The following is a 26,103-nucleotide window of genomic DNA, read 5'->3' as shown; positions in this document are numbered from 1 at the left end:
ATGACAAAAACACAACAACGCATCGCGGTACTTGGCGCGGGACCTATGGGCTTGGCAGTAGCCTACCAGTTGGCATTGGATGGTCACCATCCCATCGTATTTGAAGCGGATAATCGCGTGGGTGGAATGACGGCTACTTTTGATTTTAGTGGGTTATCAATTGAACGGTATTACCATTTTCATTGCATATCCGACTCTGCATTCTTGAAAATTCTCGACGAACTGAATCTGTCATCCAAAATGCGCTGGGTCGCCACAAAGATGGGCTATTGGTACCAAAACAGATTACAGCCCTGGGGTAACCCCATGGCTTTATTGACGTTTAAAGGGCTTAGTTTTTCCGCCAAATTCCGCTATGGCTTGCATGCCTTTCTTTCGACCAAACGCACCAACTGGCAACCGCTTGACAACGTAGAGGCTACCGGCTGGATCAAACGTTGGGTGGGCGCCGAAGCGTACGAAGTGCTATGGCGGCGGCTCTTTGACTACAAGTTTTACGACTACACATCGAATCTTTCTGCCGCATGGATATGGAGCCGCATTCGCCGGATTGGCCGCTCGCGGTACAGCCTGTTCAAGGAGAAGCTGGGATACTTGGAAGGTGGTTCGCAGACACTGCTGGACGGGCTAAAAACTGCCATTGAAGCAAATGGTGGGGAGATTCGTCTGTCGACACCGGCATCCAAAGTCGCAATTGAAGATGGACGGGTAACAGGTGTACAAACGGCGGTTGGCTTTGAAGCCTTCGACAAAGTGATCAGCACCGTTCCGCTGCCTTATGTGTCGCGGTTGATGCCTGATTTGCCCGCCAAGATTCTGGAACAATTTTCCACACTTAAAAATATTGCAGTTGTTTGCGTTATCGCCAAATTGCGTAAACCTTTAACCGAAAATTTCTGGTTAAATATTAACGACCCAGATATGGATATTCCTGGTCTCGTTGAATATAGCAATTTACGCCCCTTAGACCCGCACGTGCTGTATGTGCCTTTTTACATGCCCGGCGAGCATTCAAAATACCAGGATTCTGACGAGGTGTTTTTGGAGAAAGTACGCCGTTATTGCATGAAGATCAATCCACAACTCGTGGAGTCTGACTTTATTGATATACGGGCGAGTCGGTACCGGTACGCGCAGCCTATTTGTGATCCGGGTTACCTGGACAGATTGCCACCTGCGGCGCTTCCCATCAAAGGGCTATGGGTTGCAGATACCTCCTACTATTATCCCGAAGACCGTGGCATTTCAGAGAGCATCGGGTTTGGTCGCAACTTGGCCACGTCAGCAGCCGCAACCGAGATAACGGCGTGACCCCCCAGTTTGTTCGCTTCGTATTGGCGGGGGGCATTGCCGCTGCTGCCAATTTGGGCTCACGGCTAGTGTTTAGCTATTGGCTTGAATATGGCGTTGCCATTGTTTTGGCCTATTTGGTTGGCATGACAGTGGCATTTATTTTGATGCGGCAGCATGTTTTCACCACGAGCAGAGGCGCTTTAGGGCCCCAACTTGCCAAGTTTGCGGTAGTCAATGTACTGGCTGTGTTGCAGACACTCGCCATTAGCTTGCTTCTTGCGCGCTGGGTCTTACCTGGTATGGGTATCAACAGCCACGTAGAAGCTATTGCGCACTTGGCAGGTGTGTTGGTACCGGTGGTTACCAGCTATTTTGGACATCGCATGTTGACATTTAAATGAACGAGACGGCCATAGCCGCTGCATGGTCGCAGCGGTTGATTTATCCGAAATTTGTTCGCTGGCTCGTGGTTTTCATCCTCGGCGGCTGCTCTCTGTACCTGTGTGGCATAGTATGGAGCGGGTGGGCACTGGTGATACATGCCTTCACCCAACTTGGAGCTATTAGCTTAATAGCGGGCGCTTGCACAGCAAGCTTGGCGTATCTGGTTCGGTTTGCCCGCTGGCATCTGGCTCTTTACTGGCTCGGTAGCCAGGTGCCATGGCTGACCAACTTAAGGGTCTATCTGGCGGGTATTGCACTTACCACCTCGCCAGGAAAGCTGGGGGAAACTTTTCGGTCGGTATTGCTGGCGCCGCTAGGTGTGCCTGCAGCACGAAGCCTTGGTGCGTTTCTTGCCGACAGGCTATCAGATGTGCTGGGTGTGACTCTCTTGGGGGCGATGGCTGGCTGGTGGCAAACCGGCTTGCCAAATTCTGCAGCGTTTGCTTTGTTAGCCATTGCCTGTGGTAGCTTTGCATTTCGCGTCCTTGTGCTTCGCCCAGAACTCTTGAAACGCTGGAGCGCCCTGCAGCCAAGGCACGCCCAGCATCCTGGCAAACTTGCAATTGAAGCACTACAGCAGTGGGCGCGTCTTTGGCATCCGCTAACCGTTTTGCATTTTTCGTGTGCTGCAGCTATTGCTTACGGCATCCAAGCCAGTGTGTTTGCATGGTTTTGCAATCAACTAGCGATGGGGCTGCCTAATGCCGTCGCAATTGAAATTTTTGTCGACGCCACGTTGCTGGGCGCTGCGAGCCTTGTACCAGGCGGTCTGGGCGCGATGGAGGCGGCCTTGGTGGTGCAACTGGCCGAGCATGACATAGACACGGGGCTCGCCATCTCTGTCGCGATGGCCACGCGGCTGGTCACACTTTGGACAGGGATCTTGATCGGAATATGCGCGTTACTTACTGTGAAATCCAAACCATTTGGGCCACGCAAAAATTCTGATTAAATCCATAATGTGAAGCAGCTTCCTAGCCAAAGGGGCGCATTATTGTCTGGCACTGCTTATTACGACCTCGCTTAAACCACAAGAGTATCAATTGAACATATCAAAAGTCGCACTCATCACCGGAGTAACCGGCCAAGACGGAGCCTATCTCGCCGAACTCTTGCTGCAGAAAGGTTACGTCGTCCACGGCGTCAAGCGCCGCTCGTCCTTGTTCAATACGGACCGCATCGATCACCTTTACCAAGAACCACACGTCGACAATGCCAACTTCAAGTTGCACTATGGCGATCTGACGGACTCGACTAACCTGATTCGTATCATCCAGCTGGTGCAGCCGGATGAAATCTACAACCTGGCCGCGATGAGCCATGTGGCTGTGTCGTTCGAGACGCCTGAGTACACAGCCAATGCCGACGGTATCGGTACGCTCCGCATCTTGGAGGCCATACGCATCCTGGGGTTAGAAAAGAAAACCCGTTTCTACCAGGCCTCCACGTCCGAACTGTATGGCTTGGTGCAAGAAACTCCGCAGAAGGAAACTACACCGTTCTACCCACGCAGTCCATATGCGGTTGCCAAGATGTACGCATTCTGGATCACGGTAAATTACCGCGAGGCCTATGGCATCTACGCCTGCAACGGTATTTTGTTCAACCACGAAAGCCCAATCCGTGGCGAAACCTTCGTCACGCGCAAGATTACGCGCGCATTGGCGCGCATTAAGCTCAATCTTCAAGACTGCCTGTACCTGGGCAACATGGACTCGCTACGCGACTGGGGCCATGCTAAGGACTATGTCGAAATGCAGTGGTTGATGCTGCAGCAAGAAACTCCTGAAGACTTTGTCATCGCCACCGGAGTGCAATACAGCGTGCGTGATTTTGTCAATATTGCAGCTCAAGAGCTCGGCATCCACATCCGATGGGAGGGCCAAGGCGTAGATGAAAAAGGCTTCGATACGGCTACCGGCAAATGCATTGTCCAAGTGGATCCCCGCTACTTTCGCCCAACCGAAGTCGAGACGCTCCTAGGGGATGCAAGCAAGGCACGCCAGAAGTTAGGCTGGACTCCCAAAATTAGCTTTCAAGAGCTGGTAGCGGAAATGGTGCAATCAGATTTGCAAAGTGCCCAACGCGACGAATTGGTGAAGAAGCACGGCTTCGCCACGTACGATTACCATGAGTAATTTTCTTGGTCGCCATGGATAAGAATAGCAAAATCTATGTGGCGGGTCACAGGGGTCTAGCCGGTAGTGCGGTTGTTCGCGCTCTACAGGCTGATGGATACCTCAACCTCGTAACCCGCAACCACGCCGAACTTGACCTGGTGGACGCTGCCGCTACGCAGCATTTCTTTGAGCAAGAACAGCCAGATGTGGTCTTCTTGGCGGCGGCTAAGGTCGGTGGCATCCACGCTAACAATACCTATCCGGTCGATTTCTTGATGAGTAACCTGCTCATCGAGGCAAATATCTTCCGTGCAGCACATGCCACTGAAGTGGATCGGCTGGTATTCCTGGGTAGCTCTTGTATCTACCCACGCGACTGCCCTCAGCCAATCAAGGAAGAGTATTTGTTGACAGGGGTTCTGGAGGCAACCAATCGCCCTTACGCCCTGGCTAAGATTGCTGGCATAGAAATGTGCTGGTCGTACAACCGCCAATATGGCACCAAGTGGCTGGCGGCAATGCCCACGAACCTGTATGGGCCAGGCGATAACTACGACCTGAACAATTCGCATGTACTGCCAGCGCTGATTCGCAAGATGCACGACGCCAAGCTCTCTGGAGCAGACGAAGTCGTGCTCTGGGGCAGCGGTACTCCCAAGCGTGAGTTCCTGTATGTAGATGATTTGGCCAAGGCACTGGTATTCTTAGCAGCTCTGGAAGATAAGCGCTACGACGCACTGACGCACCCGTCGTTGTGTCCGCTAATCAACGTCGGCTCGGGTGAAGATCTCACCGTCCGCGCCCTAGCGGAAACCGTTGCGAGTGTAGTTGGCTATAAAGGGAAGTTTGTCCAAGACACCAGCAAACCTGACGGTACTATGCGCAAGGTAATGGACGTATCCAAAATCCGAAATTTAGGGTGGTCCCCTACGATTGATTTGCCAGCAGGCATCCAACGAGCTTACGAAAATTATTTGTGCATCTAGGCTCTAATAGCTCGCCGAAACCATTCGGCACAAACTCTATCTCTGTGGCCTTGTGCACCTACAACGGCGGGCAATTCATCAAAGAGCAAATTGAGAGTATTTGCCAGCAGAGTTTGCAGCCCATCGAGATTGTTCTATCGGATGATGCGTCGAGTGATCGCTGTGTGGAATTGGCACAGGCTGTCATCGCTAACCAAGCCTTAAAGCAATCCAATCCTCCCCCGAGGCTACTCATATTACGTAATAGTCAGCCGCTCAAAGTCGTTAAAAACTTTGAACAAGCAATCAAGGCGTGTACGGGTGATCTGATAGCTTTATGCGACCAAGACGATGTCTGGCATACGGACCGACTCGCTCGCATGGCCCAGGAGTTTGTACAACGACCCGATTTATTGTTGCTGCATAGCAACGCAAAACTTATCGACTCCACGGGGGGCGATTTATCTCAGTCACTCTTTGATGCAATTGAAGTCCAAGGTTTCGAACTAGACTGGATCCACACAGGGCGCGCGCTAGATGCTTTTTTGCGGCGCAATCTTGTAACTGGTGCAACTACCCTATTTCACCGTTCTTTATTGCAATATGCGCTGCCATTTCCCAAGGAGTGGTTGCACGACGAATGGCTGGCCATCGTAGCAGCTTGCATAGGGCTTGTAGACGTGATGGAAGATAGACTGATTAATTACCGCCAACATGCGGCAAACCAGATTGGAGCACGACGCGAAACGCTTCTATGGAAAATTCAGAAGGCTTTTGCGACGCGCGACGACACGCTGAGTGCACGCGCTACAAAGGTGGAAGTTCTTCTTGAAAGATTGGAGCGACTAGATAAATCCATACCTGCGACAACTATTGCAAAGCTACATGCGAAATTGGTGCACCAGCGCTTTAGAGCAAACCTCCCTAAGTGTCGCTTAGCTCGTTTGGCTCCTGTGCTTCGCGAACTGCTTACGGGCCGATACAACCAATTTGGTCGAGGCCTGCATTGCGTGGCACGTGATTTGTTGGAGTCGGGTTGAGATCAGACACTATATTGTGTGATAGCCAAAGAACAAAGGGCGTATTTTGATTTCCGTGGTGATAGTTAATTACAACGCCGGTGAGCTGCTGGCGGAGTGTGTGGAGACTGCCTTGCCCCAGGTAGGGGAAATTGTAGTCGTCGACAACGCGTCCATGGACACTAGCACCGACAGTTGCGCACGCCTTTTTGCCAATGATCCGCGCGTTCAGATTGTGCGCAATACCAGCAATTTGGGATTTGCAACTGCATGCAACATTGGTTTCTCAAGAACCACGGGTGAGCATGTGCTTTTTCTGAATCCTGACTGTCGGCTGGCTGCTTTCGCAGCATCAGAACTGTTGAAATATATAGAAAGCGATGCATCCGTCGGAATGGTGGGCGGACTGCTTATGAACCTCGATGGCTCAGAGCAAGGCGGCGGTCGACGAGCAATACCCACCCCTTGGAGGTCTTTCGTACGGGCGTTTGGTTTGAGCCGATACGAAAAACGCTGGCCCAAGCTGTTTTTTGACTTTCACTTACATAAACAACCCTTGCCAAGTCACCCTGTCAGCGTAGAGGCAATTTCTGGTGCCTGCATGCTGGTCAAACGCCAATCGATCCAAGAGGTAGGCCTATGGGACGAAGGATATTTTTTGCATTGTGAAGATCTGGACTGGTGTGTACGTTTTACACAGAAGGGCTGGAAGATTTTGTTCGTTCCCTCAGCCCGAATCACCCATGCCTTAGGTGTTAGTAGCCGCAGCCGGCCTATTTTCGTTGAGTGGCACAAACACAAAGGCATGATGCGCTTCTATCGCAAATTCTTCCAGCACCAGTACCCAGGCATATTCATGAGCTTGGTCTCGGTAGGAGTATGGCTCAGATTCTCACTGTTAGCCGCTTATCATCTTGCCAAACGCGGTAGGCAGTCGTTGGAAAAATCCCATGACTGACAGTGCATCGAAATATGCAACCTCGCTGGGGATACTAGGAGCCAGGAGCATGGTTGGCGCACACGTCCTGCCGGGTATTTCAAAAATCACGGAAAAGGCAATTGCCTTCAGCCGAAGTACCGCAGCCCCTGCAGATTCAGATATTGAGTGGCGACAGTTGCCCACTGAACTACAGTCCAGCGGTACAGACGTCGAGCCCATACCTTATTGGATTTGCGTAGCCCCCATTTGGGTATTGCCCGGATATTTTGCCATGCTGGAAAGCTGCGGGGTGCGCCGCATCGTTGCCCTTTCCTCCACCAGCCGGTTCACCAAGGACACGTCCACCGACATACATGAGCAAGCCATTGCCCGACAACTCGCCGACGCAGAAGATAGCTTGCAAGTCTGGGCAGAAGGTCGTGGCGTGGAATGGGTGGTGCTACGGCCTACACTTATTTATGACCAAGGCCGGGACAAAAATATCTCAGAAATTGCAGGATTCATACGTCGCTTCGGTTTTTTCCCTTTGTTCGGAGCCGCGCAAGGCAAACGCCAACCGATACACGCAGAGGACGTAGCAGCCGCATGTTTGGCGGCACTACAGTCGCCTGAGGCTGCAAACCGCACGTACAACATTTCCGGTGGTGAGACACTTTCCTACCGGGACATGATTAGCCGCATTTTTGCCATGCTTGGAGCCTCTCCACGCCTCTTAACTGTTCCTTTGTGGGCGTTTAGCATGGCCGTGGTGCTCATGCGTCAAGTCCCACGCTATCGAACTTGGTCTTCGGCCATGGCGGAGCGCATGAACAGAGATATGGTTTTTGACCATTCAGAAGCAACGCGTGATTTTGGATTCATTCCTAGAAAATTTGTATTGGAACCTGCCACCGTCTCTATCGCGAAGCCGCCTCGGCGTACGAGCTAAGAAAATACATATCGAGTGCTATTGGCATAATACAAATTATTAATCAGCGACATCCGTTTAATAGCCTATTATTGACATTGGCAAGCGACGCATACCGCGTGCAGCCTAAGCTTTTACAGGAATACCACATGTCTCTGATCAATACCCAAGTCCAGCCTTTCAAGACCGAAGCCTTCCATAACGGCAAGTTCGTTACCGTGAGCGATGAGACACTGAAAGGCAAGTGGTCTGTGCTGATCTTCATGCCGGCCGCCTTCACCTTCAACTGCCCTACCGAAATCGAAGACGCGGCTGAAAACTATGCCGAGTTCCAAAAGGCAGGTGCCGAGGTCTATATCGTTACCACCGACACGCACTTCTCGCACAAGGTGTGGCACGAAACCTCGCCTGCCGTGGGCAAGGCCAAGTTCCCTCTGGTGGGTGATCCTACCCACACCCTGACCAACGCTTTCGGCGTGCACATCCCTGAAGAAGGTCTGGCACTGCGCGGCACCTTCATCATCAACCCCGAGTTGGTGATCAAGACCGCCGAAATCCACTCCAACGAAATTGCCCGCGACGTCAAGGAAACCGTACGCAAGCTGAAGGCAGCTCAGTACACCGCCGCCCACCCAGGTCAAGTCTGCCCCGCCAAGTGGAACGAAGGCGCTGCAACCCTGACCCCTTCGCTGGACCTGGTCGGCAAGATCTAAATCTGCATGACGTAAGCGGCATCCAAAGGCCGCTACAGCCCGCTACGCACCCACGAGGTGGGTAGCGGGTGTTGGATAACCACGCCCAAAATATGGGCAGCACAGTCGAGATAGGAAGAGAACACCATGTTGGACGATAGCCTTAAATCACAACTCAAAAGCTACCTAGAACGGGTGACACAACCGTTTGAAATTGTGGCCTCCCTGGATGACAGCAAGGCCGCTGGTGAAATGCGTGGCTTGCTGGAAGACATCATAGCCCTATCCGACAAGATCACGCTGAAGACGGATGGAACGGACACCCGCAAGCCCTCCTTCAGCCTGAACCGCATCGGCAGCGCTATGAGCCTGCGCTTTGCCGCTATCCCCATGGGTCATGAATTCACCTCGCTGGTGCTGGCCCTGCTGTGGACCGGTGGCCACCCACCCAAGGTCGAACCCGGTGTGATCGAGAGCATCCAGGCATTGGACGGCGACTTCAATTTCGAGGTCTACCTGTCCCTTAGCTGCCACAACTGCCCGGACGTGGTACAGGCGCTGACGCTGATGTCGGTGTTTAACCCAAAAATCAAAACGGTCATCATCGACGGCGCACTGTACCAAGACGAGGTCAATGCCCGCGAAATCATGGCCGTACCCAGCATCTACCTGAACGGCAGCCATTTCGGCTCGGGCCGCATGACGGTGGAAGAGATTGTGACCAAGCTCGACACTGGCGCAGCCGACAAAGATGCCGCCCGGCTCTCAGCCAAAGAAGCCTTTGACGTACTGGTAGTCGGCGGTGGCCCTGCCGGCGCCGCAGCAGCCGTATACGCAGCCCGCAAAGGCATCCGCACCGGCATTGCCGCCGAACGCTTTGGCGGGCAGGTGAATGACACACTGGCGATCGAGAACTTCATCTCCGTACTGGAAACCGACGGCCCGAAATTCGCCATGGGCCTGGACGCGCATGTGAAGGCCTACGGCGTAGATGTAATGAACCTACAACGTGGCGACAAATTGATCCCCGCCACCACGCCCGGCGGCCTGGTCGAGGTGCAGCTGGCCAATGGCGGCTCCCTCAAATCCAAGACCGTGATCGTGACTACCGGCGCGCGCTGGCGCAACGTCAACGTGCCCGGTGAACAGGAATACAAAAACAAGGGCGTAGCCTATTGCCCGCACTGCGACGGTCCGCTGTTCAAGGGCAAGCGCGTGGCGGTGATTGGCGGCGGCAACTCGGGTGTCGAGGCGGCCATCGACCTGGCCGGACTGGTGGCGCATGTGACCCTGATCGAATACGGCGATGCCCTGCGTGCCGATGCGGTGCTGGTCAAAAAGCTGCAAAGCCTGCCCAACGTGACCATTCACATGTCAGCGCAGACCACCGAGCTGACCGGTGACGGCAACAAGCTGAACGGCCTGACCTATACCGACCGCACCAGCGGCCAAAGCCACCACATAGCGCTGGAAGGCTGCTTTGTGCAGATCGGCCTGGTGCCCAACACCGAATGGCTCAAGGGCACACTGGAACTCAGCAAGCACGGCGAGATCATCGTGGACAACCGGGGTCAGACTTCGGTGCCCGGAGTGTTCGCGGCGGGTGACGCGACGACCGTACCCTTCAAGCAAATCATCATCGCCGCAGGCGATGGCGCCAAGGCAGCGCTGGGTGCATTTGACCATCTGATCCGCAGCTCATCCCCTGCCGTAGCCTGAAGATATAGCCAGTAGACGTCCAGCCACGGATGCCCAGCACCCGTGGCTGAAACAACTCAGGGCTTGCCCGACTGCGTGTAGCCGCCGGTCAGGCACTCAGCCCCCTTGGGGTCCTGGCAGCACGCAGCCAGCATGCGCACGCTGCGGACAAACTGTTCATTCCACTGCACCTCGCTGTGCAGATTGCCAGGCGGCATCCAATGCGACTGGGGGAATTTCTTGCCCCACGCGTCCAGCCCCTCGGTATGCCCCTGGCCAATGGACTGCCACATGGCCACGTTACAGCTATTCATGTTGCCTATGCGATGGCAGGTGGTACATGCGTTGCCGCGGGTGCTGATGGAAAAAGGTACAGCCCAGCGCTGAAAATCTTTACCAATATCATTTTTGTACAAACCAAAGGGATCACCAGGCACCATACGTGTCTGGGCGATAAAGGGGCTGTACATGAAAGGGCCGCTGTCGTGGCACTGCACGCAGTTCTTCGCGGCGGTCAGACTCGGCTTGTTCCAGAAGGTCTGCGCAGGAGGATAGCCGGGCAAAGGCTGCGCCTGGTTGGGCGGCGGTACCTTGCGGCCATCGACGCCCTCGTTTTGTTTCAGTGGCTTACGTGTGCTGGCCTGGAACCAGCAGGTGCTGCCGGTGCGCACGTTGTGGGCCACGATATCCACCTCATCATACAAATGGGTGTCAGCGGGGCGAATCATCTTCTGCCGGCAAAAGGCGCTGATCTGTGCCTGGTCATCGTCGCGCAACACCAGCGCTCGCGAGTACGGCACGCATTGACCATCGGTCTTCTGCCCTTTGTCTGGCGGCAGCAGAGAGGGCCGGTCGCAGAGCATGTTCTTGGTGTACTTATCGGGTGTACGCCCATCCACGGCGATGGGTACAGCCACGCCGGTTTCACAACTGAATGCGGGTATGGGAGCCACCTTGTCTGCACACTCCTGGCCGTATTCGATAATGCCTTGCGCATGCGCAGCCCCCGCCATAAGCAGCACCATACTGAGTAAATAACGCTTCATACAAGCAGCCCTTTCTCCTCTGTAACCAGCGCACGGATCGCTTCGTAATACCGCACATAGCCGGTGCAGCGGCAGATATGGGCACCACATGCGTTGGCAATGGCCGCGTCCAGATCCGAGACAGGAATCGGGGCCAAACGCAGACGCTCCAGCAGCATATGGGTGGCCATAACAAAGCCTGGAGTGCAGTACCCGCACTGAAAGGCAAAGTGGTCCAAAAAGGCCTGCTGAATACGGTCCATATGCTCAGGCTGGCCTATGCCTTCGATGGTGGTGATGCTTTCGCCGTCCAACAGCACCGCAGGGGTCGAGCACGCCAGCAATGGCTGGGGCAGGCTCTGTGGGGTGCGTTGCACCGCCACGGTACAAGCACGACAAACACCGATGCCGCAGCACAGCTTGGTTCCGGTCATCCCCAAGTCTTCCTGGAGAAAGTCGATCAGCGCCAGATCGTCTGACACCTCACGCTGCACCTTTTGACCATTGATATGGATAGTGATGGACTGGTTCATTTTCTCAATACCTTGCGCACTTTTTCAGGGGTCATAGGGAGTTCATAAAACCGATGGCCAGTGGCAAACGCCACCGCGTTCGCAATCGCCGGAGCAATCGGGCACAGCACGGCCTCAGCAATACCCTTGGCAGTGGACTCAGTAGTGGGCAGGACGGTCAGCCCCAGCCTTTCCAATGGCACATCGCCAGCCAAAGCTACGTGGTAGTTATCCAGATTCCAGCGACCGTTGCCACCGCCCTCCCCTCGCAAGGGGATGTTTTCCAGCAATGCGTAGCCAATACCCATGGCCACACCACCTTGGGCTTGGCCTTGCAGCAGATCAGGCTGGATAACCTTGCCAGCATCCAAAAACAGCTCAATCTGCAGAACCTTGACAATGCCGGTTCGGCGTTCGATCTGCACAGCAGCCAGTGCACCCGAAGGCGAAAACAGACTACGCCCATACAAACTGGCGTTCGCAGGGGGGGCGACGGTATGGGTCCGGTCGTGGCGCCGCCAATCATGTTGATTGGCCAGCTTGGTGGACAAGCCATCCAAAGGCAAGCTGCCGCTCCAGTCCCCGACTTTGTAGTCGGCCGACACCCACTGCCCTTGGTAAACCGCATGCACCATGGCCGCAGCAGGCAGACCACCGGCATACAACTGGCCAGCAATCCTTACCAGATCCAGCGGCGGCAAACCGGGCGCCTCCAGTTGGCTGTCGCGCCACTGGGTGTGCCCACGCAAGGTGTCAGTCGATACCCCCCACAGCTGCGCAGCAGCCGGCAGCAAACCAGTTTCAAACAGAACCAGGCTGGCCTGCTCCGCCACATGGACCTGGTGAAACGCCGTCAAACAGGCACTGGACGACATGGCCCAGCTCGCAGTCCAACGCGGGTTGTTCCAGGCATTGGTGTCCGACGTATCGGTGAAACCCAATGGCTGCGTGAAATACGCGGCCTCCCCCATATTGGCCAACGTGGCATTGGCACCGGCGTATTTGGCCGTGCTGATGGCCAAGGTGGTGGCAGAACCATTGCCCATGTCCACGCAATTGGTGCGCACCGTGAGCTGCCCGTCTTGCGCAATCGAGACTTCGGCCATCACGCCATCCGTACCCGTGCCGAAGGCCTGATTGGCCAGCGCAAAGCCCACTCCATACAAATGCTCGGCCGTATGCCTGTGTGTGTGGCGCTGTGCCCACAAAGGATGCTCGCGCGCCAGACGGCAAATCTCAGCCAGTTGCATAGGCTGGGTCAACGGTGTGCCGGTTACCGTGCGGTCACCCTTGCGCAGTACATTGCGTTCACGCAAGGCAATGGGGTCCAGCTTCAGGCGCACTGCCACTTCGTCCACCAGACTCTCCACCGCAAAGCTAGCCTGTGGGCCACCAAACCCCCGCATGGAGCCGGCCACCACACCATCGGTCGGCACGGCTCGGGCATCCACAGCCGCCTGAGTAATGTTGTAGCCTCCGGTGCCACAGTAGGCGGCCAGCTCGGCCACATACTGGCTGTAGTTGTTATTGCCGCCCGAGCGCAGGTCTTGGTGGCTCTGAAAAGCCACGAAGCGACCGTCGCGGTCCACCGCAATACGCTGCCGCATGGTGGAGTCCAACTGCTTCAAACCAGACTGGAATTGCTCGTACCGGTCTTGTGCAATACGCACCGGCCCGTCAGCATAAGCCGCAGCCAGGGCCAGCAAAGGAGGGAATGTCGATGTATCTCGCCCGCCAAAGCCGCCGCCGGGGTAGCAAGAATTGAGCACCACCGTCTTCACCTTGATCGGACACTCCTTGTTCTGGAACAAGCCGAAGGTGGATGACAGGTCGCCATTGGTCGCCTGCGTGCCCATCACCAAATGCAGCGTATCGCCATTGCGCCATGCCAGGCCTGCTTCCGGCTCCATGAACATCGGGTCCAACACCTGCGTGGAATACGTACCCTCAAAGCTGCGAATACCGGGCTTGCGAAAAGTCTGATCTATATCGCCCCGCAAGGTGCGCGCTACCCAATCGACGGCGGTAGGAGGATGGGCAAATGGATTGCTTTTGCCGCTCTCCACCTGTGAAAAGCCAACGCCCGCCGCATCTGCGTAGCGCGTTAGCTGGGTGGTAGGTGCATATCCCTGGTGGACCTCCGGGATGCGGACGACATCGCCGTAGCACAGCACATCGGGGTTGAATTGCAGCAAGCGCTTAGCTTGGCGCCAGGTTTCAAAATTGCGAAACAGCAGCAGTGCCACGGGCTGCCCAAAGAAGACAGGGCGTTGCCCCTTGCCCACCAGCAAACCACTGGGCCATGTAGCCGGTGGTTGGGCAAACCAGGGAACGTCGATGTGGTCGCGCAGCAAATCTTCCTGCGTCACAACCTTGGTGGGCTTGAGCGCTTCCGGCAGCATCGACAGGTCTATGCGCTCAAACAATCGATCCACCACCGTTGCACGCAAGACCATGCCCACCTGCTCCTGGGCTGGCCAACCGGGCATATCGCGGGCACGGAAATCGCGCGCATAAATCTTCTGCCCGGTCACCTTGGCAATGCCATCGATACGAAACCGGGCCTTGCCAGGAGTATCGCCCCACGCGGGTTGGCCCGTCGGTGGCGGCACTGCGGTGGGATCAGTGGCACCTAGGGCCAAACGATTGAACACAACGCATAAACTAGCCGCTCCAGCGGTCTGGATAAATGTTCGTCGTGATAAGGTAAACAGGCTTTTCAAGTCAGATCCTTCCTTATTGCTAGTGCTGGCCGGCCTGCACAAATGGCTCACCGCACGAGGCACAAAGCAGGCCGCCGGTGTAACACCTTGTATCATTCTTGTCTATGGCATGAAATAGGCGAATAGAAATTATTTTTCGGCGTGGTGCCACTATTGAAGGCCCCCCAAAATCTGCGGAGGTTCAGCACATGGAGTCTTATGTCGCGTCAGCCGATTGCGAAAGCATGTTCGAATGGGCGCCCATTTCATTGTGGCTGGAAGACTACGGCGAACTCAAGAATCTGTTCGATGCCTGGCGTAAGCAAGGCGTAGTGGACATACGTGCTCACCTGCAAGCTGCGCCTGAGCGGCTGCTGGAGTGTTCGCGCAAGATCCGCCTGGTTCGGGTCAATCGCCAAACCTTGATCCTGTGTGCAGCACAGAGCCAAGAAGAACTGGTGGCCCGCCTGTCCGATATTTTTCGCGACGACATGCTGGAGTCGTTTGTCACCGAGCTGGAAAACCTGTGGAGCGGAGTCTTCCATTTCACCAAGGAGACCGTGAACTACGCGCTGGACGGCAGGCGTATTGAAGCGCAGATCCATGTTCGCGTGCTGCCCGGCCACGAAGAAAGCTGGAGCCGGGTGATGGTGACACTGGAGGACATCACAATCCGCAAGAAAATCGCCGCCAACCTGGAATATGTCAGCACCCACGACTCTTTGACAGGTCTGTATAACCGCGCTTTTTACACCTCGGAGTTGGAGCGCATTGCGCGCCAAGGCACGTGGCCGCTGTGCGTAGTGGTGATGGACCTCAACGGACTCAAGCGCATCAATGATGCGCAAGGCCATGCGGCCGGTGACGCAGTACTGCGGCGCGTGGGAGACCTGTTGCGCCGGGCGCATGCCATGTCCCACCCCGCCTGCTCCATGGTGCGTATTGGCGGAGACGAATTCGCCGCCTTGATGCCTGGCTGCAACGAATTGCTGGCGCAAGCTCTGATCGACTGCATCACCAAGCTGGTGAGCGAAAGCAATCTGCATGACCCCGAGTACCTCATCAGCCTGTCCATAGGCATGGCCACCTGCAGCGCCGCGGGAGACATCGACGAAAGCCTGCATCTGGCCGACCAGCGCATGTTTGCCGAGAAAAACCGCTTCTACGCTGCCGCCCCCATAGAGCGGCGCATCGTATAAGCCGCTTAACTACACGACCAACCCGTCTGAGCTCTAAACGCGCAGGTCGATCAGACGCTGCAATGTGCGCTGCAGCAAACGGGCATCGTTGCTGGCCCTGTGGCGCTGCTCCCCCAGCTCCATACACACTTGCTGCTTCATGCCATGCCACTGTGACAGTTCATCTTCCCGCAACAAAGAGCGCAGGTTTTCGAGCTTGAAATAGGGGCTGAGGTCGGCCACTTCAAACAGCGCGTTGATCCAGCTGTAATCATTCGCCCAACCATCGGAATACACGGTTTGCCCACGCAACTGGGTGTTGAGCAACTGAGCCACTTCCAGCGCGGAGCGCCCCTTGTGCACAACCAGATCACGGGAAATATGGTGCAGTTGTTCAGCCGCTGGGTCCCAATGGGTCCACTCCGGCTCGGGCTTGATCAAGGAACAAAAGCTGCGACCATCAGACAACACACACCCCACTTCAATCGGATAGCTGTTACGCCCCAAACCAGAGGCTTCGATATCCAGGACGGCGGGAGCGGGGTGTGCTTGCATATGGCAATTGTGACTGCGTCAATTGATTCATCTCTGATTTTTATCAAGTTGCCACAACCTGTATCGGCATAGAGTGGACGGCCCAACCCGGACCCCACATGCCCATCGAGCTCTACCGCGACCCTCAACACACCTGCCTCATGTTTGCCGACCTGATCGAAGAAGGCGGACAAGCCGTGCAGGCCAACCAATTCCTGATCGTAGACAGCGGCACGGGCGCCATCATCGACCCGGGCGGCAACCTAGCCTTCAACGAGCTATTCCTGGGCATGACGCGTTACTTCAGCCCACACAAGCTGTCCTACGTCATGGCCTCGCACGCCGACCCGGACATCATTGCCTCGCTGGACCGCTGGCTCACCTCGACCAGGGCCCATCTCGTCATCTCCAAAGTGTGGGAGCGCTTTGTGCCGCACTTCACCAAGGTAGGTAAAACCGAGGACCGCATCATCGGTGTAGCCGATGCAGGCGGCCGCCTGCCGCTGGGCAAGAGCGAGCTCTGGTTGCTGCCCGCGCACTTTCTGCACTCCGAAGGCAACTTCCACTTCTACGACCCCATCAGCCGCATCTTGTTCACGGGCGACCTGGGCGCTTCCGTGCTCACGGGTGAAGAGTCCAAGCAGGCCATTACCGATTTGCGCAAGCATATCCCGCACATGGAAGGCTTTCACCGTCGCTACATGGTGGCCAACAAAGTGCTGCGCCTGTGGGTCCGCATGGCACGCCAGTTGGACATTTCCATGCTGGTGCCACAACACGGCGCACCGATTGTCGGAGCCCCAGCGATAGCGGCGTTTTTCGACTGGGCCGAATCGCTCGCGTGCGGTATCGACTTGTTTGACGAACGGGCCTACCAGATACCTACCCAAAGCATTGACCGCTGAACCACAACGCCCCGTGTAGCAGGGAGGCAAAGCAGGCACATTTCTTTTGATAGTCCCGCAGACTGCAGCGACAATGGCCCATCTTTTCACCCCTACGCTAGAGGACGAACACCATGAAGGGCGACCCACAAGTCATCGCGCATCTGCAAGCGCAACTCAAGAACGAACTCACCGCCATCAACCAGTACTTCCTGCACTACCGCATGTACAAGCACTGGGGCCTGGACAAGCTGGCCAAGAAGGAATACGAAGAATCCATCGGCGAGATGAAGCACGCCGACAAGCTGATGGACCGCATCTTCATGCTGGACGGACTGCCCAATCTGCAAGACATGGCCAAAATCCTGGTCGGTGAAGACGTGCCCGAATGCCTGGCCTGCGACCTGAAGGCTGAGCAAGGCGCGCAAGCCACCATCAAGGACGGCATCGCCTACTGCGAAAGCGTGCGCGACTACGTGTCCCGCGACCTGCTGCAAGGCATCCTGGACGACACCGAAGAGCACATCGACTTCCTGGAAACCCAGATCGACCTGCTGGGCAAGGTCGGCATCCAGAACTACTTACAAAGCCAGATGGGGGAACTGGGCTAACCCCCGCCAACCCCAGGTCCATAGCGGGCCGGTGCAAACCGGCCCGCTATTTTTTTAGTAGCTGCTTGCGCACGTTTTACCTGCGCTGCAGCCCTTTTTTCTATAAATGGTGGACGGCCAGTGCAGCAGCGGGCAAGGCCGCTTGCGCCACCTGCACCAGATGCTGGTGGTGGGTGAATAGCAGCACCTGGCCTCCTTTAGCGAAGCGGGCCAGGGCCTGGAACACCTGGGCGGCGCGGCTGTCGTCGGAAGTCATCAGCACATCGTCCAGCACCAGCGGCATGGCTTTGCCGGCCTCGCGCTGCAACTCCAGCGCAGCCAGGCGCAGCGCCAGGTACAGCTGGTCGGCCGTGCCCTCGCTCATGGCTTCGACACCGATCACCCGGCCGTCGACGCCTTCGGCCTGCAGCACCGGTTTGTCGGCGGAGGCATCGACCAGCAGCTTGGGGTAACGGCCGCCGGTGATCAGCCCAAAGTACTCGGACGCCAGCCGCAACATCGGCGCCTGGGCGCGTTCGCGAAAGCGCTTCAAAGCCTCTTGCAGCAAGGTCTCGGCCAGCCGCAGCTGGGCCCAGGGCCTGACCGCGCCGCGCAGGCGCGCGACGGCCGACTCCATTTGTTCACGCGCCTCGGCAGCGGCTGCCGAGGTGTCGATGGCCTGCAGCGCGCGGCGGGCATTCTGCGCGGCCTCGCTGGCCTGGGCGATGTCCAAGTCCAGCTGCGCGACGCGGGCCTCGCAGGCACTGCGCTCGGCATCCAAGTCCACTACATCCTGGCCCACCACCGCCGCCCGCAGCTCGGCCAAGGGCCGTGTCGCCGCCTGCTGCAACTGGCCTTCCAGGGTGCGCAGCTGCTCTTGCAGCGCGCGCTTGGCATGGGAGCGGTCCTCGGCCTCCGGCAATTCGGCCGCATCGCTTACCGATGCCGCCGCGCACAGAGCTTGCAGCACGCTCTGGCTGGTCGACTTCTGCTGGCCCGCTACCACCTGCTGGCGCAGGGCCACATCGAGACGCCGCTGCAGCTCGGTCGCTTGCGTGGCATGCGCCTGGGCCTGGGCCACGCGGGTGCCGAGCCCGTCGACAAAATCGTCCACATGCTGCACCGGCGGCTCCTGCAGCAGCGCGGCCAAGGCCTGGGCCTGGGTCTGCAGCGCGTCCTCGCGGGCCTGCAGCTGGGCAATCGCCTGGACGCGCCGGCTCTGCTCTGCCTGGGCCTGGTCCAGCGCCGCCAGCTCGGCCAGGCGCGCCTTGATGGTCGCCGCGCTGCTGGCCGCCGGCAGAAACAGGCGCGCGATCCAGCCGGCTTGGGCGGTCGCATGCGCGTCCCGCGCCTGCTGTTGCGCGGCCAGGCTGGCCTGCAGCGTACTGCGCTCGGCCTGCAGCAGGCCGCGTTGCCGGCTGCGCTCGCGGATGCGGGTGTCGGCTTCCAGCGCACTGCGCAGCCAGGTCACGGCCTGCGGCAGCAGCGCCGCTAGGTCGGCCGATGCGCCCTGCCCAACCGCTTGCAGCGCCGCGACCAAAGCCTGGGTTGCTGCCTGCGCACGGCCTTGCAGATCGGCCAGCTCACGCTGTAACGCGTCGTGCTGCTCGCACAGGGCCAGCGCGTTCTGGCGCTGGCCTTGCCACTCGCGCAGCGCCGCTGGCGGATACGGCGGCAGGCCGGCCTGGGCCAGGGCGGCCTGCCAGTCGCTCTGCTGCTGCGCGGTCTGGGCGGCGCAGGCGCTGCGCTGCTCGGCAATCGCGGCGCGCCGGCTCTGGGCCTCGCTGGTCTGCAGCGCGCATTCGGCCGCCTGGGCGGCCCGCTCGGCGCCGGCGCGCAGCAGATCGGCCTGGCGGTCGGCCTCGGCCTGGGCCTGTTCGAAAGCCGCCAGCAACGCCGGGTCGGCAGCCGGGTTGGCATAGCCGTGCTTGAGTTGCAGCCAATGGCTGTCGCGCTGCTGGCGTGCGGCCTGCAGGCTCTGCGCGGTGACCAGTTCGCCGACGGCCGCGAGCTGCTGCTGGCGCAGCTGGTAGGTCTGCAGCGCGCGTTGCAGGGCGGCGTCCTCCTGCTGCAAGGCATCGCTCAGCGCGGCCAACGCGGTCTGGGCTTTTTCGGCCTCGGCGATCTCGGCCGGCAGCAGCGGGCGCACCGCGTACAGGGCGGCGGTGTCGGGCAGACGCAGCCCGGCCAGGGCCTGTTGCAGGCGGGGTACCACTGCATCCAGCCCGCGCTGGGCCTCGGCCAGGCGTTTGGGCGTATCGCCGAGCGCCTGGGCCTGCTGCACAGCCGCGTCCACGGCGGCTTGCAGCGGCGGGGCCACGCTGTGTACCTCGCCATCGGTGGTGTCGGCCAGTTGCGCGTCGATCTGCGCCAGCCGCGCCTGCTGCTGCGCCAGCGCCTGGGTCTGGCGCGCCAAGTTGTCGAGCAAGTCGTCCAGCGCGACCCGGTCGGCCGTGCCCGGTACGGCTGCCAGCACCGTGGCCAGATCTTGCTGCGGGGCGATGCGCTGGGCCATGGCGGCCAACGCGGCCGCGCCCTGCTCCACCTGGGTCTGGGTCTGCAGGCGCTCGCTGCGCTGCTGGCGCACGGCCGCGCAGTCGCGCAGCAGGCGTTCGATCGCCGGCGCGTGGGCCAGCAAGGCCGGCTCCAGCCGCAGGCCGGACTGGGCCTGGGCGCAGTGGTCGATCTCGGCCTGGGCGGTATCCCACTGGCTGTGCGCGCTGTGCAAGCTGTGCTGCGCGGCCAGGCGCTGCTCGCGTGCGTCCAGCGCCAACAGCTTTATAGTGTTTTGTGCCTCTAGCGCAGAATCTACCTGCGCATGCTGCTGCAATAAAGGTAGCACGGCACGCAGCTCGGTCAGCGCGTGGATGCGCTTGGTCTGGCTGGCCAACTGCTGCTTCAGGTCGGCCAGCTGTGCATTGGCCGACTCCAGCGCGCGCTGCCGGTCCTTCCATTCGGCGGGTCGCACCAGCGCGGCCTTGAAGGCGGCTTTGTGCTCCTCGATCTGGCGCAACGCCTCGGGGATGGTGGCCTGGGTAGCGCGCGGGCTGTAATAGCTTTTGGCGTCGTCCTGCAGGCTGGCCAGCAGCGCCTTCACGCCTTGCAGGCCGGCGCTGGCTTCGAACAGCGCAGCCCCCAGCTCGCCCTCGCCTTTCAGCAAATCTTCGCCGCCCTGGCGCAGGCGCGTATGGTCCAGGCCAAAGCTGCGCTCGAAGCCGGCGCGGTCCAGGCCGCCGGTCAGCGCCTGGGCAATGGCGGCCGACACGGGTGTGGCCAGCGGCAGGCCGGTGGCGGGGTCGGCAGCGGTCAGCGCATCCTTGTTCTTCTTGCGCCGGGCCACGGCCACCGGCTGGCCATCGGTATCGGCGAACACCCCGGCCAGCAGCAGCTTGGCGCTGTCGTGCACAAAGTTGTCGGCGCTGCGCAGCGGAATGCCAAAACGCAAGTCGGCCATGGCGCGCAGGGCCGAGGACTTGCCAGCCTCGTTCGGGCCGTACAGCAGGTGCACATTGGCCGAGGTAGCGCTGAAGTCCAGCTCTTTGCCTGTGAACGGGCCGAAGGCGCTCAAGAAAAGTTTTTGCAGCTTCATGCGGCGCTCCCCAGCCGGGCCAATAGCGTGGCTTCGGCGTCCAGCAGCAGGGCTTGCATGGCGGCGGGCGTGCTCCAGTCGGCATCGGTTTTGGCCTCGGCCGGCAGCTTGTGCAGCACGTCGCCACAGGCTTTGGCCGTCCAGGCGGCCAGCGCTGCGGGGTCGGCAGCCAGTTCGTCGACCAGGCGCAGCAATTCGGCCACCGCGTCCTCGCCCTGGGCCAACTGGGCCCGGTCTATGGGGCTGGCCAGGCGCAACTGGACCTGCTCTATCCAGAGCTCGGCGCCGGCCACGTCCTGGGCGGCGGCGTGGACCGCCGCCTCCAGCGTGCCGGGTTGCTGGGCCTCGGTGCCGTGCAAGGCGCTGCGGCCGGTGAGCACCACACGCAGCGCATGCAGGCGGTCGCCGGCGCCGCGGGTGGCGTCGGCCAGCGTGGCGGCGATCAGCTGGGTAGCTTGCGCCAGGCTGTCCATGCCGTCCAGCGCCAACTGCAGCTGGTGCCAGCGCACGACGTCCAGCGGCACGAAGCGCGCCTCCATCTGCCCGCCTACCACCGTCACCAGTTCGCAGCCCTTGGGCCCGGTTTCGTTCGCATGCCGGCCCTGCAGGTTGCCGGGGAAGACGACGCGCGGCGACTCGCAAACGACGTCGCGGGTATGCACATGGCCCAGCGCCCAGTAGTCGTAGCCCTTGGACTTGAGCATCGGCAAGGTCGTGGGCGCGTAGGTATCGTGGATGCCGCCACCGACCGTCAGGCTGGTGTGCAGCATGCCGATGTTGAACTGGCCGGGCACGGCATCCGGGTAGTCGGGCACAAAGTCTTCGTCCACCGCGCGCTGCGGAAAGCTGCGGCCGTGGATGGCAACGCCGAGCGCGTCGATGCGCATGGTTTCCGCACTGCGGCTGGAGAACACTTTCACGTGCTCGGGCAAAGGCAGTTCGCGGGTAATGGTGCCTTGGGCGTCGTGGTTGCCCTGGACGATGTAGACGCCAATCTGCGCCCGGCCCAGCCGCACCATCTGCTCGCGGAAGAACAGGCCGGTGTGGAAGTCGGGCCAGTCGCGGTCGTACAGATCGCCGGCCAGCAGCACGAACTGCACCTGCTCAGCCAGTGCCAGATCGACCAGGTTTTCCAATGCGCGACGGGTGGCGTTGCGCAGGCGCTCCACCGGCGCCCCCGCATAGCGGCTCAGGCCGCGCAAGGGGCTGTCGATGTGCAGATCGGCGGCGTGGATGAAACGGAAGCTGCCGGAGGTTTCCACTACAGTATTCATAGCGGACAGTGTAGGTGGAATGTGCGGTGAAGGGCTTTTATCAAGCGACAGAAATCAGCCTGCCACTGGCGTCGCACTTGGACATAAAAAAAGCACCTGGCGCAGATGGAATCTGCGCCAGGTGCTATTGTTTTTGCAGAGCGGGCTTGCCCGCCCTGATGCCTACTCGCCCAGGTACGCGGCGCGGACCTTGGGATCGCTGAGCATTTCCTTGGCGTCGCCGCTCATGGTGACGATGCCGGACTCCATCACATAGCCACGGTCGGCAATGCCGAGGGCGCGACTGGCGTTTTGCTCCACCAGCAGCACGGTCACACCCTGGGCATACACGTCTTTCACCACTTCAAAGATCTTGTCGACCATGATGGGCGACAGACCCATGGAGGGTTCGTCCAGCAGCAGCACCTTCGGGCGGCACATCAGCGCGCGGCCCATGGCCAGCATTTGCTGTTCGCCACCGGACATGGTGCCGGCCAGTTGGTCCTTGCGCTCACGCAGACGCGGGAAGATGGTGAACATCTTTTCGATGTCTTCCAGGATCGCGGCCTTGTCGTTGCGGATGTAGGCACCCATCAGCAGGTTTTCCGTGATGGTCATGCGGGTGAACACGCCACGGCCTTCCGGCACCATGGCCAGGCCCTTCTTGACTAGGTCCCATGCGCCCTGGCCCCTGATGCTTTGGCCCAGGTACTGGATGTCGCCGGCCACGAATGGCAGGGTGCCGGTAATGGCCTTCATGGTGGTGGTTTTGCCAGCACCATTGGAGCCGATCAGGGAGACCAGCTCGCCTTCGCGCACTTCAAAGTCCACGCCTTTGACGGCCTGGATGCCGCCGTAGGAAACCTTCAGCCCACTGACCTTCAGCAGCACTTCGCCCGCTTTTTTGTTGGGTGTTGCAGCCATTATCAATGTCCTCCGGTTCCGAGATAAGCTTCGATCACTTTTTCATTCTTCTGCACTTCGGCAGGTGTGCCTTCGGCAATCTGCTTGCCGTAGTCGAGCACGGTCAGACGGTCGCACAGGCCCATCACCAGCTTCACATCGTGCTCAATCAGCAGGATGGTGCGGTTGTCCTTGCGGATCTTGCTGATGAGTTCGCGCAGCATGACCTTTTCGGTCGCGTTCATGCCGGCAGCGGGCTCGTCCAGCGCAATCAGCTGCGGGTCGGTCGCCAGGGCACGGGCGATTTCCAGGCGGCGCTGGTCGCCGTAGCTCAGGGTGCGGGCCTTGTAGTCGGCCAGCTTGCCGATGCCGACGTAGTCCAGCAGCTCCTGGGCGCGCTGGGCGATTTCCAGCTCTTCCTTCTTGAACGACGGGGTACGGAACAAGGCGCCCAGCAGACCCGAATGGGTGCGGATATGGCGGCCAACCATCACGTTTTCCAGCGCCGTCATTTCAGCGAACAGGCGAATGTTCTGGAACGTGCGTGCGATACCGGCCTTGGCGACTTCATGCACCGCCGTGGGGGAGTACGGCTTGCCGGCCAGCTCGAAGCTGCCGCTGTCAGGCGTGTACAGGCCGGTGATCACGTTGAAGAACGTGGTCTTGCCGGCGCCGTTCGGGCCGATCAGGCCATACACCTGGCCGCGCTTGATGGTGATGCCTACATCGCTCAGGGCCTGCAGGCCGCCAAAACGTTTGGAAATGCCCGCGACGCGCAGGACCACATCGGTGTTATTTGTATCAGTCATGTGTGTTCCTTACTTACCTTGCAGCGACTTGCCATGGTCGGGCGCAGGCCACAGACCACGGGGGCGCAACAGCATGATGATGATCATGGCCACGGCAATCAGCAGTTGGCGCAGGATGGCCGAATCCAGACGGCCACCGGTCATGGCCTGCAGCGGGCCGGCCAGATAGCGCAGTACTTCAGGCAGGGCCGACAGCAAGATCGCGCCCAGAATCACGCCAGGCAAATGGCCGATACCGCCGAGCACCACCATGGCGACGATCATCACCGACTCCATCAGACTGAAGGACTCGGGCGACACAAAGCCCTGGAACGCGCCGAACAAGGTGCCGGACACGCCACCAAAAGTAGCGCCCATGCCGAAGGCCAGCAGCTTCATGTTGCGGGTGTTGATACCCATGGCCTTGGCGGCAATTTCATCTTCGCGGATGGCCATCCAGGCGCGGCCTATACGCGACAGCTCCAGACGGGAGCACAGCACGACGCTGATCACCACCAACGCCAGGAACAGGTAGTAGTACAGGCTGACGGATGCCACCTCAAAGCCAAACACTGTCAGCGGCTTGCCCAGGTCAATACCGAAGAACTTCAGCGAGTCGATCTGGCCCAAACCCTTGGGGCCGTTGGTGATGTTGATGGGGTGGTCCAGGTTGTTCAGGAACACGCGGATGATTTCACCAAAACCCAGGGTCACGATAGCCAGGTAGTCACCACGCAGCTTGAGGGTTGGAGCCCCCAGCAACATGCCGAACAAACCGGCTATCACCGCCCCGACAGGCAGGATCAGCCACAAGGGCATGTGCAAACCTTCAGGGAACATGGCAGCGATGGCCGGGAAGGCATCCGTCAACTGGGGCGAAGCCAACAGGCCATAGGTGTAGGCACCCACGGCAAAGAAGGCCACATAACCCAAGTCCAGCAGACCAGCAAAGCCGACCACGATGTTCAGGCCCAGGGCCAGCATCACATAGATCAGCGCCATGTCGGCGATACGCACCCAGGCGTTGCCGAAGCCTTGCAGGACCAGCGGCAGAATCACCGCAGCCAGCGCCGCGATGATGAAGGTAATTGTTTTGTTCTGTTTCATGAAAGTGCTCCGGTCAGGCGCGGTCGGCCACGCGCTCACCCAGCAGACCCGAGGGACGCAGTGTCAGCACGATGATCAAGACGATGAAGGCAAAAATGTCCGAGTAGTTACTACCCAGGATGCCACCAGTCACCTGGCCGATGTAGCCTGCGCCAATGGATTCGATCAGACCCAGCAAGATACCGCCGACCACCGCACCGGCCAGGTTGCCGATGCCGCCGAACACGGCTGCCGTAAAGGCCTTCAGACCGGGCAGGAAGCCCATGCTGTGCTGCACCGTGCCGTAGTTGGACGCATACATGATGCCGGCGATGGCCGCCAGCACGGCACCGATGATGAAGGTGGCGGAGATCACCATGTCAGGCTTAACACCCATCAGTGCCGCCACACGGGGGTTCTCGGCCGTAGCGCGCATCGCGCGGCCCAGCTTGGTGTAGTTCACCAGCCACACCAGCACCGCCAGGGACACCGCTGTCAGGCCCAAGATCAGGATCTGGGTGGGCGTGATCACCGCGCCGCCCACGTTGAAGGGCGTGCTGGGCAACAAGGTGGGATAGGGTTTGTAATTGGGCTTCCAGATGATCATGGCCAGCGTTTGCAGCAGGATGGACATGCCGATAGCGGTGATCAAGGGGGCCAATTTCGGGCTGCTGCGCAGCGGCCGATAGGCTACTTTTTCAATGACGAAATTGAGTGTCGCTGCAACCACGCAGGCAATGATCATCGAGATGAATAGCATGATCCAGCCGGGTGTTCCCGGCATGGCGTCCTGCATCAAGCCGATGATGGTCCAGCTGGTCAGCGCGCCGACCATCAGTACCTCGCCGTGCGCGAAGTTGATCAAGTTGATGATGCCGTACACCATGGTGTAACCCAAGGCGACCAAGGCATACATGCTGCCCAGTACCAGACCGTTGATGATCTGCTGAAGCAAGATATCCATAAAAATTATTCTCCATT

23 protein-coding genes are annotated in these 26,103 nt (G+C 59.0%); 13 read left to right on the top strand and 10 right to left on the bottom strand.

Features of this window, described 5'->3' with window-relative positions; translation table 11 throughout:
- From AC07R0_RS21685 to ahpF, 10 genes are all read left to right on the top strand, one after another.
- The gene (locus AC07R0_RS21685) at nt 1–1,311 is read left to right on the top strand and encodes an NAD(P)/FAD-dependent oxidoreductase (protein ID WP_495106408.1); all 1,311 of its coding nucleotides are present in this window, start codon (nt 1–3) and stop codon (nt 1,309–1,311) included.
- Entirely contained in the window at nt 1,308–1,694 is a 387-nt protein-coding gene (locus AC07R0_RS21680) for a GtrA family protein (protein ID WP_495106407.1), read from the top strand. Before AC07R0_RS21685 ends, AC07R0_RS21680 begins: the two co-directional genes overlap by 4 nt.
- Nucleotides 1,691–2,689: a lysylphosphatidylglycerol synthase transmembrane domain-containing protein gene (locus AC07R0_RS21675; protein ID WP_495106406.1), complete on the top strand. Its 999-nt coding sequence runs from the start codon at nt 1,691–1,693 to the stop codon at nt 2,687–2,689. The genes AC07R0_RS21680 and AC07R0_RS21675 overlap by 4 nt, the downstream gene beginning before the upstream one ends.
- Before the next feature lie 97 nt (nt 2,690–2,786).
- On the top strand, nt 2,787–3,875 hold the full coding sequence (gene gmd / locus AC07R0_RS21670) for a GDP-mannose 4,6-dehydratase (RefSeq protein ID WP_495106482.1): 1,089 nt from the start codon (nt 2,787–2,789) through the stop codon (nt 3,873–3,875).
- A gap of 14 nt (nt 3,876–3,889) precedes the next feature.
- Nucleotides 3,890–4,843 carry a GDP-L-fucose synthase family protein gene (locus tag AC07R0_RS21665; protein WP_495106481.1) on the top strand — a complete coding sequence of 318 codons (954 nt, stop codon included), beginning with the start codon at nt 3,890–3,892 and terminating at the stop codon, nt 4,841–4,843.
- Between the two features lie 44 nt (nt 4,844–4,887).
- Complete coding sequence (locus AC07R0_RS21660; RefSeq protein WP_495106405.1) at nt 4,888–5,862, top strand: glycosyltransferase family 2 protein; 975 nt, start codon at nt 4,888–4,890, stop codon at nt 5,860–5,862.
- 55 nt (nt 5,863–5,917) lie between these two features.
- On the top strand, nt 5,918–6,799 hold the full coding sequence (locus AC07R0_RS21655) for a glycosyltransferase family 2 protein (RefSeq protein WP_495106404.1): 882 nt from the start codon (nt 5,918–5,920) through the stop codon (nt 6,797–6,799).
- Nucleotides 6,792–7,709 carry an NAD-dependent epimerase/dehydratase family protein gene (locus AC07R0_RS21650; protein WP_495106403.1) on the top strand — a complete coding sequence of 306 codons (918 nt, stop codon included), beginning with the start codon at nt 6,792–6,794 and terminating at the stop codon, nt 7,707–7,709. Before AC07R0_RS21655 ends, AC07R0_RS21650 begins: the two co-directional genes overlap by 8 nt.
- Nucleotides 7,710–7,837: 128 nt before the next feature.
- Nucleotides 7,838–8,401: an alkyl hydroperoxide reductase subunit C gene (ahpC, locus tag AC07R0_RS21645; protein ID WP_490592802.1), complete on the top strand. Its 564-nt coding sequence runs from the start codon at nt 7,838–7,840 to the stop codon at nt 8,399–8,401.
- Nucleotides 8,402–8,527: 126 nt separating this feature from the next.
- On the top strand, nt 8,528–10,099 hold the full coding sequence (gene ahpF / locus AC07R0_RS21640) for an alkyl hydroperoxide reductase subunit F (RefSeq protein ID WP_495106402.1): 1,572 nt from the start codon (nt 8,528–8,530) through the stop codon (nt 10,097–10,099).
- Between the two features lie 56 nt (nt 10,100–10,155).
- Here ahpF and AC07R0_RS21635 read toward each other — a convergent pair whose 3' ends face one another.
- The 3 genes from AC07R0_RS21635 to AC07R0_RS21625 are packed head-to-tail and all read right to left on the bottom strand — an operon-like array spanning nt 10,156 to nt 14,227.
- Nucleotides 10,156–11,124 carry a hypothetical protein gene (locus AC07R0_RS21635; RefSeq protein ID WP_495106401.1) on the bottom strand — a complete coding sequence of 323 codons (969 nt, stop codon included), beginning with the start codon at nt 11,122–11,124 and terminating at the stop codon, nt 10,156–10,158.
- Nucleotides 11,121–11,636, bottom strand: coding sequence for a (2Fe-2S)-binding protein (locus AC07R0_RS21630; RefSeq protein ID WP_495106400.1), 516 nt, complete (start codon nt 11,634–11,636; stop codon nt 11,121–11,123). The genes AC07R0_RS21635 and AC07R0_RS21630 overlap by 4 nt, the downstream gene beginning before the upstream one ends.
- Complete coding sequence (locus tag AC07R0_RS21625) at nt 11,633–14,227, bottom strand: xanthine dehydrogenase family protein molybdopterin-binding subunit (RefSeq protein ID WP_495106399.1); 2,595 nt, start codon at nt 14,225–14,227, stop codon at nt 11,633–11,635. The genes AC07R0_RS21630 and AC07R0_RS21625 overlap by 4 nt, the downstream gene beginning before the upstream one ends.
- A 299-nt stretch (nt 14,228–14,526) precedes the next feature.
- Here AC07R0_RS21625 and AC07R0_RS21620 point away from each other — a divergent pair, with 299 nt between their 5' ends.
- Entirely contained in the window at nt 14,527–15,516 is a 990-nt protein-coding gene (locus AC07R0_RS21620) for a GGDEF domain-containing protein (protein WP_495099419.1), read from the top strand.
- Between the two features lie 33 nt (nt 15,517–15,549).
- On the opposite strand, the gene AC07R0_RS21615 is transcribed toward AC07R0_RS21620, so the two are convergent.
- The gene (locus AC07R0_RS21615) at nt 15,550–16,050 is read right to left on the bottom strand and encodes a 3'-5' exonuclease (protein WP_495106398.1); all 501 of its coding nucleotides are present in this window, start codon (nt 16,048–16,050) and stop codon (nt 15,550–15,552) included.
- Nucleotides 16,051–16,148: 98 nt separating this feature from the next.
- On the opposite strand from AC07R0_RS21615, the gene AC07R0_RS21610 reads away from it, so the two are divergent.
- Together AC07R0_RS21610 and bfr are read left to right on the top strand one after the other, a co-directional pair.
- A complete protein-coding gene (locus tag AC07R0_RS21610) occupies nt 16,149–16,934 on the top strand; it encodes an oxygen-binding di-iron domain-containing protein (RefSeq protein ID WP_495106397.1) in 786 nt (261 codons plus the stop codon).
- A gap of 113 nt (nt 16,935–17,047) precedes the next feature.
- Entirely contained in the window at nt 17,048–17,524 is a 477-nt protein-coding gene (bfr, locus tag AC07R0_RS21605) for a bacterioferritin (protein ID WP_495074969.1), read from the top strand.
- Nucleotides 17,525–17,624: 100 nt separating this feature from the next.
- On the opposite strand, the gene AC07R0_RS21600 is transcribed toward bfr, so the two are convergent.
- The 6 genes from AC07R0_RS21600 to AC07R0_RS21575 form a co-directional block, all read right to left on the bottom strand.
- On the bottom strand, nt 17,625–21,092 hold the full coding sequence (locus AC07R0_RS21600) for an AAA family ATPase (RefSeq protein WP_495106396.1): 3,468 nt from the start codon (nt 21,090–21,092) through the stop codon (nt 17,625–17,627).
- Nucleotides 21,089–22,366: a metallophosphoesterase family protein gene (locus AC07R0_RS21595; RefSeq protein ID WP_495106395.1), complete on the bottom strand. Its 1,278-nt coding sequence runs from the start codon at nt 22,364–22,366 to the stop codon at nt 21,089–21,091. The genes AC07R0_RS21600 and AC07R0_RS21595 overlap by 4 nt, the downstream gene beginning before the upstream one ends.
- Nucleotides 22,367–22,528: 162 nt before the next feature.
- A complete protein-coding gene (locus AC07R0_RS21590) occupies nt 22,529–23,269 on the bottom strand; it encodes an ABC transporter ATP-binding protein (RefSeq protein WP_495074972.1) in 741 nt (246 codons plus the stop codon).
- A 2-nt stretch (nt 23,270–23,271) separates the two neighbouring features.
- Nucleotides 23,272–24,057: an ABC transporter ATP-binding protein gene (locus tag AC07R0_RS21585; protein ID WP_490592794.1), complete on the bottom strand. Its 786-nt coding sequence runs from the start codon at nt 24,055–24,057 to the stop codon at nt 23,272–23,274.
- A gap of 9 nt (nt 24,058–24,066) precedes the next feature.
- Nucleotides 24,067–25,143 carry an ABC transporter permease subunit gene (locus AC07R0_RS21580; RefSeq protein ID WP_495074973.1) on the bottom strand — a complete coding sequence of 359 codons (1,077 nt, stop codon included), beginning with the start codon at nt 25,141–25,143 and terminating at the stop codon, nt 24,067–24,069.
- A gap of 13 nt (nt 25,144–25,156) precedes the next feature.
- Complete coding sequence (locus AC07R0_RS21575; RefSeq protein ID WP_495074974.1) at nt 25,157–26,086, bottom strand: branched-chain amino acid ABC transporter permease; 930 nt, start codon at nt 26,084–26,086, stop codon at nt 25,157–25,159.
- Nucleotides 26,087–26,103: the final 17 nt, after the last annotated feature.

This window comes from Rhodoferax sp. GW821-FHT07F03, assembly GCF_059418745.1.
The sequence above is the reverse complement of the archived record's forward strand: the minus strand, read 5'-3'. Positions and strand labels throughout refer to the sequence as shown.

What these genes read in the sequence shown, in the direction of transcription:
- bfr (WP_495074969.1), top strand. Translation starts at nt 17,048, where the DNA reads ATGAAGGGCGACCCACAAGTCATCGCGCATCTGCAAGCGCAACTCAAG.
- AC07R0_RS21630 (WP_495106400.1), bottom strand. Translation starts at nt 11,636, where the DNA reads ATGAACCAGTCCATCACTATCCATATCAATGGTCAAAAGGTGCAGCGT.
- AC07R0_RS21585 (WP_490592794.1), bottom strand. Translation starts at nt 24,057, where the DNA reads ATGACTGATACAAATAACACCGATGTGGTCCTGCGCGTCGCGGGCATT.
- AC07R0_RS21610 (WP_495106397.1), top strand. Translation starts at nt 16,149, where the DNA reads ATGCCCATCGAGCTCTACCGCGACCCTCAACACACCTGCCTCATGTTT.
- AC07R0_RS21595 (WP_495106395.1), bottom strand. Translation starts at nt 22,366, where the DNA reads ATGAATACTGTAGTGGAAACCTCCGGCAGCTTCCGTTTCATCCACGCC.
- AC07R0_RS21620 (WP_495099419.1), top strand. Translation starts at nt 14,527, where the DNA reads ATGGAGTCTTATGTCGCGTCAGCCGATTGCGAAAGCATGTTCGAATGG.
- AC07R0_RS21590 (WP_495074972.1), bottom strand. Translation starts at nt 23,269, where the DNA reads ATGGCTGCAACACCCAACAAAAAAGCGGGCGAAGTGCTGCTGAAGGTC.
- AC07R0_RS21575 (WP_495074974.1), bottom strand. Translation starts at nt 26,086, where the DNA reads ATGGATATCTTGCTTCAGCAGATCATCAACGGTCTGGTACTGGGCAGC.
- ahpC (WP_490592802.1), top strand. Translation starts at nt 7,838, where the DNA reads ATGTCTCTGATCAATACCCAAGTCCAGCCTTTCAAGACCGAAGCCTTC.
- AC07R0_RS21635 (WP_495106401.1), bottom strand. Translation starts at nt 11,124, where the DNA reads ATGAAGCGTTATTTACTCAGTATGGTGCTGCTTATGGCGGGGGCTGCG.
- ahpF (WP_495106402.1), top strand. Translation starts at nt 8,528, where the DNA reads ATGTTGGACGATAGCCTTAAATCACAACTCAAAAGCTACCTAGAACGG.
- AC07R0_RS21650 (WP_495106403.1), top strand. Translation starts at nt 6,792, where the DNA reads ATGACTGACAGTGCATCGAAATATGCAACCTCGCTGGGGATACTAGGA.
- AC07R0_RS21685 (WP_495106408.1), top strand. Translation starts at nt 1, where the DNA reads ATGACAAAAACACAACAACGCATCGCGGTACTTGGCGCGGGACCTATG.
- AC07R0_RS21580 (WP_495074973.1), bottom strand. Translation starts at nt 25,143, where the DNA reads ATGAAACAGAACAAAACAATTACCTTCATCATCGCGGCGCTGGCTGCG.
- AC07R0_RS21665 (WP_495106481.1), top strand. Translation starts at nt 3,890, where the DNA reads ATGGATAAGAATAGCAAAATCTATGTGGCGGGTCACAGGGGTCTAGCC.
- AC07R0_RS21600 (WP_495106396.1), bottom strand. Translation starts at nt 21,092, where the DNA reads ATGAAGCTGCAAAAACTTTTCTTGAGCGCCTTCGGCCCGTTCACAGGC.
- AC07R0_RS21675 (WP_495106406.1), top strand. Translation starts at nt 1,691, where the DNA reads ATGAACGAGACGGCCATAGCCGCTGCATGGTCGCAGCGGTTGATTTAT.
- AC07R0_RS21615 (WP_495106398.1), bottom strand. Translation starts at nt 16,050, where the DNA reads ATGCAAGCACACCCCGCTCCCGCCGTCCTGGATATCGAAGCCTCTGGT.